This window comes from Hymenobacter metallilatus (assembly GCF_003944705.1).
GTDB classification, from domain to species: Bacteria; Bacteroidota; Bacteroidia; order Cytophagales; family Hymenobacteraceae; genus Hymenobacter; species Hymenobacter metallilatus.
Map to the genome: position 1 here is coordinate 108,964 of NZ_RWIS01000006.1, position 11,951 is coordinate 120,914.

General features: G+C 62.1%; 10 protein-coding genes. 2 read left to right on the top strand and 8 right to left on the bottom strand.

The features are described from left to right. Positions 1–31: 31 nt before the first annotated feature. The gene (gene tamL / locus EI290_RS10595; RefSeq protein WP_125429548.1) at positions 32–2,662 is read right to left on the bottom strand and encodes a translocation and assembly module lipoprotein TamL; all 2,631 of its coding nucleotides are present in this window, start codon (positions 2,660–2,662) and stop codon (positions 32–34) included. On the opposite strand from tamL, the gene EI290_RS10600 reads away from it, so the two are divergent. Continuing rightward, a complete protein-coding gene (locus EI290_RS10600; protein ID WP_125429551.1) occupies positions 2,653–3,405 on the top strand; it encodes an RNA methyltransferase in 753 nt (250 codons plus the stop codon). The two genes, tamL and EI290_RS10600, sit on opposite strands and share 10 nt — an antisense overlap. A 204-nt stretch (positions 3,406–3,609) precedes the next feature. On the opposite strand, the gene EI290_RS10605 is transcribed toward EI290_RS10600, so the two are convergent. From EI290_RS10605 to EI290_RS10615, 3 genes are read right to left on the bottom strand one after another with little or no spacing between them, the layout of a single operon-like run. Beyond that, the gene (locus tag EI290_RS10605) at positions 3,610–4,770 is read right to left on the bottom strand and encodes an outer membrane beta-barrel protein (protein ID WP_125429554.1); all 1,161 of its coding nucleotides are present in this window, start codon (positions 4,768–4,770) and stop codon (positions 3,610–3,612) included. Between the two features lie 26 nt (positions 4,771–4,796). Continuing rightward, positions 4,797–5,600 carry a hypothetical protein gene (locus EI290_RS10610; RefSeq protein WP_125429557.1) on the bottom strand — a complete coding sequence of 268 codons (804 nt, stop codon included), beginning with the start codon at positions 5,598–5,600 and terminating at the stop codon, positions 4,797–4,799. A gap of 4 nt (positions 5,601–5,604) precedes the next feature. Then, positions 5,605–6,168 (bottom strand): RNA polymerase sigma factor, encoded by a 564-nt coding sequence (locus tag EI290_RS10615; RefSeq protein ID WP_125429560.1) that lies wholly within the window; start codon positions 6,166–6,168, stop codon positions 5,605–5,607. 253 nt (positions 6,169–6,421) lie between these two features. On the opposite strand from EI290_RS10615, the gene EI290_RS10620 reads away from it, so the two are divergent. Next, complete coding sequence (locus EI290_RS10620; RefSeq protein WP_125429562.1) at positions 6,422–8,749, top strand: T9SS type B sorting domain-containing protein; 2,328 nt, start codon at positions 6,422–6,424, stop codon at positions 8,747–8,749. A gap of 72 nt (positions 8,750–8,821) precedes the next feature. On the opposite strand, the gene EI290_RS10625 is transcribed toward EI290_RS10620, so the two are convergent. The 4 genes from EI290_RS10625 to EI290_RS10640 form a co-directional block, all read right to left on the bottom strand. Beyond that, a complete protein-coding gene (locus tag EI290_RS10625) occupies positions 8,822–9,181 on the bottom strand; it encodes a CoA-binding protein (protein ID WP_125429565.1) in 360 nt (119 codons plus the stop codon). Positions 9,182–9,340: 159 nt separating this feature from the next. Then, positions 9,341–10,912, bottom strand: a complete 1,572-nt coding sequence (locus tag EI290_RS10630) for an NAD(P)/FAD-dependent oxidoreductase (protein ID WP_125429568.1) — start codon at positions 10,910–10,912, stop codon at positions 9,341–9,343. A gap of 156 nt (positions 10,913–11,068) precedes the next feature. Beyond that, complete coding sequence (locus tag EI290_RS10635; RefSeq protein ID WP_125429571.1) at positions 11,069–11,365, bottom strand: hypothetical protein; 297 nt, start codon at positions 11,363–11,365, stop codon at positions 11,069–11,071. A 157-nt stretch (positions 11,366–11,522) separates the two neighbouring features. Beyond that, entirely contained in the window at positions 11,523–11,942 is a 420-nt protein-coding gene (locus EI290_RS10640) for an acyl-CoA thioesterase (protein WP_125429574.1), read from the bottom strand. Between the last annotated feature and the right edge of the window lie 9 nt (positions 11,943–11,951).

Below are 11,951 nucleotides of genomic sequence, written 5' to 3' on the forward strand. Positions count from 1 at the left end.
TCCTACCCCTACACCCGCCTACCCTCACACCCTAAAACGGGTACCCAATACCCAGGTTAAACGCCGACTGGTCTTCGCGGAGGCTGAAATTGCGCAGTATCCACTTATTGCCGGTGGCTGAGGGGTCGTATACCTTGGTAGCCACGTCGAGGCGCAGAATCAGGAAGTCGAAATCGAAGCGGAACCCGATGCCCGAACCTACCGCAAACTGCCGGTAGAACTCGTTGAGCTTGAACGTGGCCCCTGGGCGCGGGTCGTTACGCAGCGTCCAGACGTTGCCAAAATCAGTAAAAACGGCTCCTTTGATAAAGCTGTAGATGGGGAAGCGGTATTCCACGTTGCCTTCCAGTAGTACCTCCCCGGGCTGCTCGGTATTGTAGTCGCGCACGATGGTGGAGCTGCCATCCGAGTTTTTGACGGTGCGAGTGGTTGGATAGGAGCCTGGTCCCAGGCGGCGCGGCTTCCAGGCCCGTACACTGGTACTGCCGCCCGCAAACAACGATTTGTCGTACGGAATCAGATAGAGCGTTTCCGTGACGGCATCGGAGCCATCCTTGTTTTTGGTTGTGAGCTGGGTGCTGCTGAGGGCAGTGGCCAGGCCACTAGCCAGCCGGTACACAAAGTAGGTACTGGGCGTAAGCTTGTAGTAGCGCCGGTAATCCGCCGTGAGCTTACCAAAATCATACACCTTCAGCCGGTTGCTGCGCAGGTCGTTGCGGTAGCTTGTAAGCGGCTCCTGCTGATACAGGCCCCGGGTAAGGCCACCCAACTCGGCAAACAGCCGCAGGTAGTGCGCACTGCGGGTTTGGGTGAAGTCGTTGGAATTGTATAGGTAGGTGGCGTTGAAACTGGGAATGAACAGGTTATCAAAGCTGCGGTAGAGAGGCGAGCCCTGGTTGATGCGCAGCCTTTCCAGGGTATTGCGGAAAGACGTATCAATGGAAGCCGTCCGGATAACGCTCACGTCAATCGGGGTCAGCACAATCTGGGCGAAGGGTGAGGGCTGCCAGAGGTAATCGAAGGTGCCCTCTACGTTGGTGCGGGTGTATTCGGGCCGCTGCACGTAGGTGTACGAGGCGTTGAAGCGGGTGCGTGGGTTGTACTGGCTCAGGTAGCGGTTGGCCCGCCAGGGTACCAGAAACTGCGGCAGCACCAGGTTTACGTTCGCCCCCAGCTGGGTGGTCAGCTGGCTTTTCAGGTTCGCCGATTGTACGTCGCTCTGCGTAAGGCCGGTGAGGTCGTACTGGCCCTCAAAACCCGCCCGTACCCCAAATTCCAGCACCTCGGCGCCGCCAAATACGTTGCGCACTTTCAGGCGCACGTTGCCGAACGGCCCCACTTGCCGGGCCACGTAGGTGCCGCCAAACTCGGTGGTTTCCTGGAATTTTTTGGCCGGGGAGGCATTCACGGTGGCGTCCAGCTGGCCCTGGGCCGAATCGGCGGCGGCCTCCGGGCCCCGCACCCGGCGGTACGTTACGGTGCTGAACCGGAACATATCCAGGCCGGAAAGCTGACGCTGGGTCTGCTGGGTTTTGGCGAGGCTGTACGGCTGGCCGGGGCGCACCTGCAGCTTCTGGTCCAGGGCCTTGGTGCTGAAGCGGTGCCGGTAGGCCAGGTAGCGCACCGAATCGCGCACCAGGGTATCGCGCCGCTGCCCAAAGCGTATCAGGCCGGCATCGGTGATAAAGTTGACGTTCCGGATGGTGTACAGCCGGTGCTGCCCGCCCCGGGCCGGGCGGCTAATGAGGGTACGCAGCCGCACGGTGGTGGGAGCAAAGCTGGTATCGGCTTCCAGGGTAATATACTGCTGCCGAAAATCGAAGAAGCCCTGATTTTTCAGCAGGGCCTCAATGCGGTTCCGCTCCGCCCCAATGGTTTCCTCATCGTACTGGTTGCCTACGTGCAGCAGGCTCTGGGCCTGACTGGCCAGTACCCGCCGGGCCACGGCCGTATCGGCAATGTCATAGTCCAGCTGCGAGTAGTGAAACGCCGGCCCCTCCTGAATCCGGTATACCACCGTTACGCGCTGCGAATCGGTGTGAAAAGGTGACTTGAGGGCAAAAATCCGGAAGGGGGCAAACCGCTCCGTGGGCACCGTATCCGTAGCGGATACAGAGCTGCGGAAAAATCCCTTGGACTTCAGAAATATAGCCAGCTGGGTAACCGACACGGCCGTGAGCGACGAATCGTAGATGACCGGGGCCTCGCCCAGGCGCATAATTGAGTTGCCTTTGTCCAGGGCCAATTGGTGGCGGCGGGTATGCCGCTCCCGCTTGGTGAGCAGCTTGCCCACCTCCGCCGAGTCGGTGCCGGCTGCCTTAATGAGGCCGTCGTAGTGGGTGCGGTCCTCATCGAGCTTACGCTGAATGCGCTCCTGGTTATAAAATGAGCGACCTAGCTGGTAGATGGCTACCTTTGGCAGCGGGAAGGTGCTGTTCGGCTTTTGCTGCACCAGAGCCTGCAACCGCTCCGTATCGGCATTTTGGGTGCCTTCTACCTTTACGCGGCTTAGCAGGCGCTGGCCCGGCTTCAGCAGCTTCAGCGGTGAGCAGGCGCTGAGGCCCCCGGCCAGCAGCAGGCTGCCCAGGGCCAGGCCCGAGGTGAGTTTTCCAGAAAACAGGGCCCGCTGGGGCCACCCGTTCAATTGCGAATATGGTATCAAAAGCAGTAGCGAAATACGTGCACGCGCTGCACCTGAAGAAGTACCGGCTCCGGCACGAGGCCTTCCTGGTGGAAGGCGGCAAAAGCGTGCGGGAGCTGCTAAGTTCCGGGATTCTAACGGAACGCCTCATTGGTACGCCGGAATTCCTGGAGAAAATTCGTGCCGAAGTGCCCGCCGGGGTACCCGTTGAAGTTGTTTCGGAGGAGGAATTAACCCGCCTGAGCACACTCAGTACCAACAATACGGCCCTGGCCGTGGCGCGTTTGCCCCCGGAAAAGCCCTTGCAGCCCGCCCCCGGTCAGTTGCTGCTGGCCCTGGATGAAGTGCGCGACCCAGGCAACGTGGGCACCCTTATTCGCCTGGCCGACTGGTACGGGCTGGCCGGGGTGGTGTGCTCCGATACCTGTGCCGACCCCTGGGCGCCCAAAACCGTGGTGGCTACTATGGGCTCCTTCACCCGGGTGCCGGTGTGGCAGCGCAACCTCCCCGAGTGGCTCGGCGGGTTGCCCCAGGAACTGCCCGTGTACGGGGCCGACCTGCACGGCGACAATGTCCACCGCCTCACCCTGCGGCCAACCGGCGTGCTAGTAATGGGTAGTGAAAGCCACGGCCTCACGCCCCCCGTTGAGGCCTGCCTCACCCAGCGCCTGCACATTCCGGGCCGGGGCCAGGCCGAAAGCCTCAACGTAGCCGTATCGGCGGCAATTCTGCTGGATAACTTCTACCGGCATGAGGTAGGTTGAGGGATAAAGGATAAAGGATGAGGGCTGTAATTGCTTCACGCTGCTCTTGGCTCTGCCCTACGCAAAAGCCCCCAACGTCAGTGCTGACGTTGGGGGCTTTTGCGTTAGAAAGCGTATCATTTTAAAAAATGAAGGATTAGCTGCGCTGTTCTGCGGGCGCTTCGCGCTACTCGCAATGTCATCCTTTATCCCTCATCCCTTATCCTAATTCAACAGCGAGAAGCCGAAGCTGAGCGTCTGGGCCTGGGGGCCCCGGTTGCTTTTGAACGTGTCGTTGAGGTTATATTTCACGAACAGGTCGATGCCCCGGATGCCCACGATGCCCTGCACGCCGTACTGGAAGTCCTCCAGGTTGTAGCTGCCCCGGTCCTTGTCTTTCTTGGTGCCGCCGTCGGCTTCATACTTGATTTTGGTGTGGGAGCCCAGGCGGTAGCCGATGAAGCCCCCGGCCCCGAGGCGAAACGCATCCTTACCCTTCTTATCCTGGAAGTTGAGCATGGGCATCAGGGGCAGGTTGATGCTGGTCACGGCCAGCTTGCTTTTCTCCAGGTTGCGGCCGGCATCGGCCTTTACAATGGTCGTGACGCCGTTGGTATTCACAAACTGGTAGTTGTTGTCGAGCATGTAGTTGTTGAAGGCTACCTCGGGGCCGGTGCGCAGGAACAAGGGCGAGCCCTTGCCACCCACCCGGACATCGTAGTGCCAGTTAAGGCTGAGGTAGCGCGAGGCAATGGGCCGCAGGTCGGGCGCAAACTGGTTTTGCGGCACCGATTTGTTTACCAGCGCATTCACGCCCAGGTCAATGTCGAAATTACTGTGAACGGCACGGTTCCGGCGCTCCTCCTGCTTGGCTTTACGCTCGGCATTGCGCACGGAGTCGGAAGCTGCCGACGTACCCACCCGCACCGATACGTGGTCGGAGCCGCCGTCGGTACTCTCCTCCACCGATACCCCGAACACCCGGCCCAGGGTCACGTCCACGTGGTCGGCCGATTTAGTGGCTTTAGCTCCGGTACCCTGGTTGCGCACCGTAATACGGATTTGCTCGGGTACCTGCTTGCCGGGCTGCTCCTTGGCCGGGTAGAACTCCATGGTTACCTGCTCCGCCTTGGAGTTTTTGCCGGCGGCTTCGGCCTGGCTGATGTACCCATCCAGCAGCACCAGCAGCGAATCGAGCTTGTACTGGCGCAGCTCGCGGAGCTGGGCTTTGTTCTTCACATACAGCGTCATGCTGGCCTGGTTGGGCAGTTTCACCACAATGGTATCATCGTTGGCCACGGTGGTGGGGCGGGCAAGCGTTTTGGCCTGACCGGCAGTGGCAGTACCAAGGAGCAGAGCGGCGACGAGAACGGGGAAGCGTTTCATAACGAAGGGCGCAAAAAGCGGGAGAGTTAGAGTTGGATGACTTTGGTGAGGGTGTGGCCCGCCACGCGGGCCTGCACCGTCACGGTTTCGGGAATGCCAGCGGCCGTAAGGCTCACTTTCTCGCCCTGCACCACGTTGCGGGCCTGCCGCAGCAAGGATACCAGGCGGGGCCGGTGGGCCGGGGCGGCCGGGGCAGGAGCCACGGCCGCGGGCCGGACTTCTACCTCAATGGGGCCGGTGAGGGCTACTGAGTGGGTGGCAAGCTCCGGAAGAGGGCTGGGCTCGGGCTCAGGCCCGCGCTCCGGACGAGTGGGCTGAAGAGCAGGAGCCGGCAGTTCTGGCGAAGCGGTCCGGGTAGTAGCCTGCGCCAGCTGGCGCGGGTCCGAAGCACGGGGCCGGTCGGGCCGGCGGGCTTCCGAAGCGGGGTCCGGTTGTACACCCACGGACCGGGTTTCGGAAGAGGGCACCGCAGTGGCCACTGCGGCGGCCGGCTCGGGGGCCGGGGCTTCTGAGGGGCTAGATGGAGAAGTGGGGGCGGGGGTTGCCTGGGGCTGTACACTATTTTTTGTGGCCGGAGCTGCGGGCCGGCGGGGCGTGGCAGCCGCCATTTCCGGTTGCGTGGCTGAGTGACCGGCGCCGCCTACCACTACCCACCAGGTGCCGCCCAGCAGCGCGAGCAGGGCTACGGCGGCCGCAGCCAGCCACAGCACCGGGCGGCGCTTGCGGGGCTGAATTTCAGCTGCTATTTCGTCCCACAGAAACGCGGGCGGCGTAGGAGCGTGGTCCGCCAGCCGGTCGCGGAACAGCTTGTCGATATCTTCGGGTTGCATGAGGCTAGTAGGTGTAGAGTGAGGTGGTAGTGGGCCGGGCCTGGGCTCCGGCCACCGCGAGGCGGCGCTGGAGCATGGCCCGGGCCTTGCTGAGCTGCGACTTGCTGGTGCCCTCCGAAATACCCAGCAGCTCGCCAATTTCGGGGTGGGTGTAGCCTTCCAGGGCGTACAGGTTGAATACCGTGCGGTAGCCAGCGGGCAATTCGGCCAGTACGGCCAGCATGTCCTGGGCGTTGAGCTGGCTTTCGGCTTCGGCGGCGGTGGTCGGCACGTCGTAGGTTAACTCGTCGATGGCCATGTGCAGGGGTTCCTTGCGGCGCAGCATACCCAGGGCCTCGTTCACCACAATCCGCCGGATCCAGCCCTCAAACGAACCCTCGTGCCGGTACTGATCCAGGGCCCGGAAAACTTTGGTGAAGCCCACAATCAGGGCCTCTTCCGCATCTTCGCGCCGCCGCAGGTAACGTAAGCATATGCCCAGCATCAGGCCCGCAAACCGCTCATAGAGCAGTTTCTGGGCCCGGCTGCTGCCCTCACGGCAGGCGGCTATCAACTCGGCTTCGGTCACGGGAAGAAAGGGTAAAGTAGGGTCAGGGGCAGGTCGTTTGGGGGGCTAGATGCAGCCGGCGCACAGGTGGTTGCCTGGAAGTAAGAAAAAAACGACCTTAAATACAGCAAACCGGTAAGCGAAGGGGCAGGCGGCTTGGTTTATCTGCACATGAGGGGCGGGTGCACCCGGTCTGGCGCTCTGCTATCTGCGTCCGGAACGCTTGCCGACGCATTCCAAACTACGTATCTCCGTGTATCTTCTTTCTGTTGCCATGAACCTGTTTTTACGCCTGAGCTGGCTGCTGCTCCTGCTTGCGGCAGCGCTGCCGGCCTCGGCCTCTCACCTGATGGGGGGCGAAATCACCTATAAATACCTGGATAATGCCGGCCCGGCCGCCCGGCCGTTCCGCTACGAGGTGGTAGTAACGCATTACATCAACCAGAACTCCTCCATTCCCAGCGGGGCCACCTCCATTTTCGTCCTGTTTCACAGTCGCTCAACCAACAACCCGGTGGTAGCCGAAGAGCGCTTTGCCCGCACCAGCATCACCACCATCAACCCCGCGTCCAGTACCTCCTGCGGGCTGCCACCTACCGGGGTGGTCGGCATTACCCTGGCCGTGTATAAGATGGTGGTGAATCTGCCGGTTTCGCCCTCCGGCTACTACGCCGTGTGCAACGTAACGGCCCGTAATGCCGGTATCCTGAATGTGCAGAACTCGGGTAGCGTGTCCATGACGCTGTTTTCGGAAATGGCCCCGCCCCAGCTGCCCAACACCTCGCCGGTATTTCCGGACACGGCGGTGGTGTTTATTTGCCGCGCCGACACCAGCCTAGTGCTCAATACTGCCTACGATGCCGACGGGGACCGGCTAAGCTATTCCTTCGGGACGCCTTACGGGGCAGTGGGTAGCGCCCAGGATGATAGCGCCATGCCGTTTACCCCCCTCCGGTATACCACGGGCTTTGGGGTGAGCCAGCCGTTTGGGGCGGGCGGCAGCGCCCAAATAGACCCCGCAACCGGCGTAACCCGCTATTTTACTTCCCTGAACGGGTCGTTTATTGTAGCCGTGGATGTAAAGGAGTACCGGATGGTAAACGGGCAGGAGGTGCTGCTGGGCACCACCCGACGCGACGTTCAGCTCCTGACCCGCACCTGCCAGCCCAATGCAACGCCCCAGCTGGCTACTTCCACCGGCAACGTCCGCAACCTGACCGTGGTAGAGGGCCAGACGCTGGAATTCGACGTGACGGCCTCCGATCCGGAGGGGCAGGCCCTCACGCTCCGGGCCAGCAGCTCCCTGCTGGATGGGCCTGGCCCCTTTGAGGCATTCCTCAACAACCAACCCGGAAGTGTGCCGGCGGGCGGGGCCGTGGGCTCAGTCAGCCTGAGCGGGGTTGGAACGGTGCAGGGGCGGTTCCGGTTTGCGGCCCACTGCGGCAATGCCCGGGCTATTCCTTATGATGTTGTGCTAAGCGGTACCGATGAAGACTGCAACCGAAAAACCGGCATTACGGTGGTCCGGATTACTGTGCTGCCGCTAACCATCGTCGGGACGCCGTTTTATTGCACCTCCGGCAGCGGCTCACTGACCTTTTCGGTGAGCGGGGCACCCAACGGCCGGTACCAGTGGACAATTACCGGGGGCACCATTACGGCAGGTCAGGGCACCGGCAGCATCACGGTACAGGTGCCGGCCGGTACAACTACCGTCACGCTCAGCGTAGCGGAGCCTGGCAGCCAGAGCTGCGCGGCCACCTTCACCATCCGCCCCGACAACGCCGCCGTGCAGCTGAACACGGCCTCGGTGGAGGCCGCCGCCCAGGACCGCAGCATCACGCTGGCCCTGCAGGTGCCCGGTAACAGCGGCAACGGCAACCGGGTGCAGATTCTGCGCCGCGACGCCGGCAGCACCGGCGCCTACACCACCGTGGGCACCGTGGCCAACTCGGCTACCGCCTTCACCGATACGGGCGTGGAGGCCGACCGCAAGGCCTATCAGTACCAACTCAACCTGACCAACGCCTGCGGCACCGTGCTCAGCAGCCAGACCCACACCACCATCCTCACCACCGCCACGGCCACCCAGAGCACCGGGGGCCGCAACGTGGGCCAAGTGCAGGTGAGTTGGAGTGCCTACCAGGGCTTCGCGGTGAAGGAATACCAGATCAGCCGCGTGGCCGACAATGGCGCGGCCGAGCTGGTGGGTACCGTGGCCGGCTCGGTGCTGAACCTAGAGCTGCCCAGCAGCACGGCCGGCTTCAACCAGTGCTTCCGGGTGCAGGCCGTCAGCACCGACGCCACGGCCCGCACCTCGGCCTCCAACGACGCCTGCGTGACGTTTGAGAATCGGCTGGGCTTCTACAACATCATCACCCCCAACGGCGACGGCAAGAACGACGTGCTGGTTATCGACAACGTGGCCCTCTACCCGCGCAACACGCTCACCATCTTCTCCCGCTGGGGCAGGCAGGTGTACCAGACCCGCAACTACCGCAACGACTACGGCGGCCAGGAGCAGGCCCAGGGCATGTACTACTACCTCTTCCAGCTCGAAGATGGTACCAGCTACAAGGGCTGGTTTGAAGTTGTGCGCTAGGCCACAATACCGGCACAACAAGGCCGCGCTGCTCACGGAACAGCGCGGCCCTGCGGTAAGGTGGTAAGCGCGTTAGTACTGACCTACGCTAAGCATCACCAGCGTGCAGGCTTCTTCGGTCTGGATGCCGCGCTGATGGGCCAGTTCCTCCAGTTCGGGGTTTTCGGTGCCAGGATTGAAAATGATACGCTTGGGCTGCAGGTCGAGGATATAATCGTACCAGGCGGGCTGATTCTGCGGGCCTACGTAGAGCGTTACAGTATCTACCCCCTCGGCGGCGGGCCGGTCGTTGCGGATTTCCAGGCCGGCTACCTGGCCTTTGCGGATACCTACCGGCACTACCTCGTGGCCGTGGCTTTTCAATTGATGAACGGCGCGGTAGGCATAGCGGGCGGGATTATCGGTAGCGCCCAGCACCAGGGTCTTTTTCATGGTCATTTCTTGTTGATAGGTGGTTATTTTCGCCGACCAGGGGCGGTCAACCGTCACTGGCGGGTGAGGTAAGCAGGGTGTAACGCAAAAATCGGGCAGAGAGCCAGGCAATTCAGTAAAACTAGTCAGCAAAAAAAAAAAACGAGCCGCGCGAAGAGCTTATAAGGCTGCCAGCACCGCCTCGGCGCACCGTTCCCCATCCATGGCCGCCGACACAATACCGCCAGCGTACCCGGCTCCTTCCCCGCAGGGAAACAGGCCCCGCACCTCGGGGTGCTGCAGCGTTTCCCGGTCGCGGGGGATGCGGACCGGGGAGGAGGTCCGGCTTTCCACGCCTACAATCTGGGCCAGGTTGGTTGCGTAGCCGGGAATTTTGCGGCCGAAGTTCTGGAAGCCCTGACGCAGGCGTTCCGAGAGGCCGGCCCCAAGCACCTCCTCCATCGGCACCGACACCAGGCCGGGCTGGTAGCTGGTTTCCAGCAGTTGAGCCGAAGTTTTCTTTTTCAGAAAGTCGCCCAGGAGTTGGGCCGGGGCTAGTTGAGTGCTCCCGGCCAGGCGGCAGGCCCGTTGCTCAATTTCCTGCTGGAACCGCAGGCCGGCCAGGGCCCCGTGCTGGCGCAGGTCCATATCCTCCAACTCCACGGCCGCCACAATGCCCGAGTTGGCAAAGCGGGAGTCGCGGCGGCTGGGGCTCATGCCGTTTACCACTACCTCGCCGGGAGCAGTGGCAGCTGGCACGATAAAGCCGCCCGGGCACATGCAGAACGAAAACACGCCCCGCTGCCGCTGCTGCCACTGTGTTTGGTGTACCAGGGCATAGGAAGCGGCTGGTAGCTCGCCCCGGTTGGGGCGGCGGTACTGGGCCTGGTCGATGAGCTGCTGGGGGTGCTCCACGCGCACACCCAGGGCAAAGGGCTTGGCCTCGATGAGCACGCCGCGCCGGTGCAGCAACTCGTATACGTCGCGGGCCGAGTGGCCGGTGGCCAGAATAACGGCGTCGGCGGTCAGCTCCTGGCCGGTGCTGGTTACTACCCCACGCAGGTGCGGGCCCGTCAGCAGCAGGTCATCCACCCGGGTATCGAAGCGCACCTCGCCCCCGGCCGCCAGTATCGTGTCGCGCAGGGCGGCTACTACGTACGGCAGCTTGTTGGTGCCAATATGCGGGTGAGCATCCACCAGAATGTCGGGGGTGGCACCGTGCTGCACCAGAATGCGCAGGATGCGCTGAATGTCGCCGCGCTTGGTGGAGCGGGTATACAGCTTGCCATCGGAGTAGGTACCGGCCCCGCCCTCGCCGAAGCAGTAATTGCTGTCGGGGTTTACGCGGTGCTCTTTGTTGAGGGCCGCCAAGTCGCGGCGGCGGGTACGCACGTCTTTGCCGCGCTCCAGCACAATGGGCTTGATGCCTAGCTCAATGGCCCGCAAAGCCGCAAACAACCCCGCCGGACCGGCTCCCACTATCACTACTGAGCGGGTGGCCTGCCGTACATCGGGGTAGCGAAACCAAGGGCCGAATAACTCAGCGGGCGGGGCAGCGCGGTAAATATCGGCGCGTAACCGCACCAGTGGCTGGCGGCCCCGGGCATCAATGGAGCGGCGGCGCAGGTGCACAAAGTCGGCCTGGCCCGGCATCAGACCGGCGGCATCGAGCAGGGCCCGGTAGCGGGCCAGCTCATTGTAGGCTACTTCCGGGGGCAGAAGCAGCTCAATTTCCTGGGGGGAAGTAGGCATGAATAAGTGGCGAAAGGGAGTTAGCCTTTGAACCGAAAAGGGTACGTAAGCAGCCGCGAAGATACAAAATCAGCACCCCACAGCAGTACGCTCCTGACGGCAGAGCGAAGTGCTACGGGGTGCTGGTACTGCCGCGGGGCGGGAGGGAGGCAGGAGCTACTGGCCGCTGCCAGAGAGCTGACCGGGCTTACCTGCCTGCACTTTGGGCCAGAACTTTTCAATCGACTCATTAAACTGCGTCAGCACCTGAGTCCGAACCTCGCCCGAGGAATGACGCAACAGGTTGCTGAGCAGGTGCCGGTACATTTCGGTGGTTACTTCGAGGCCTTTGGCACTTACCAGCCCGTGGTGCAACAGGTCGCAATTGGCCGCCACAGAGTTGGCCAACGATTCAGTAAGCTCCTCCCGGGCCTGATCGGCTTCCCGGAAAGATTGTTCCAGACGAGTATTCATGGGGGCGAGAAACGGCTGCTCGGTTGACATGGGAAGGATGGACGTGGAAGTGGCAACCAAACCAAGTCCGGCTGGCAAATAGTTCAGCCAGTCCCGAAAAATATCTTGGTTATATCCCATTACTTCGCCCGCCGGGAGGCAGATTGCTCCTCCCTTTTTATGCCGGCGTAGCCGGAGGCAGCAGGTTTGAAGGCAGAATGCGCACGGGCTTTTTGTGCTCGTCGATGGCCACAAAAGTGAACAGCCCCGACACGGCCCTGATGCGCTCTTCGGAATACATCTGCTCTACAAACAGCTCCACCCGTACTTTCAGGCTGGTATTGCCCACGTGCTCCACCCGCCCAATCAACTCCACCAGTGTGCCCCCAGGTATGGGATGCGTAAAATCTACCTTGTCCGAAGACACCGTCACCATTTTGAGGCGGGAGAAGCGGGTCGCCGTAATAAAGGCCACCTCGTCCATCAGGTGCAGGGTAGTGCCCCCGAACAGGGTATCGTAGTGGTTGGTGGTGTTGGGGAAAACGGCTTTGAAAATGCGCGTCTCGGCGCGGCTGATTTTGTCGGCAAGGGTAAGCATAAGCTGAGC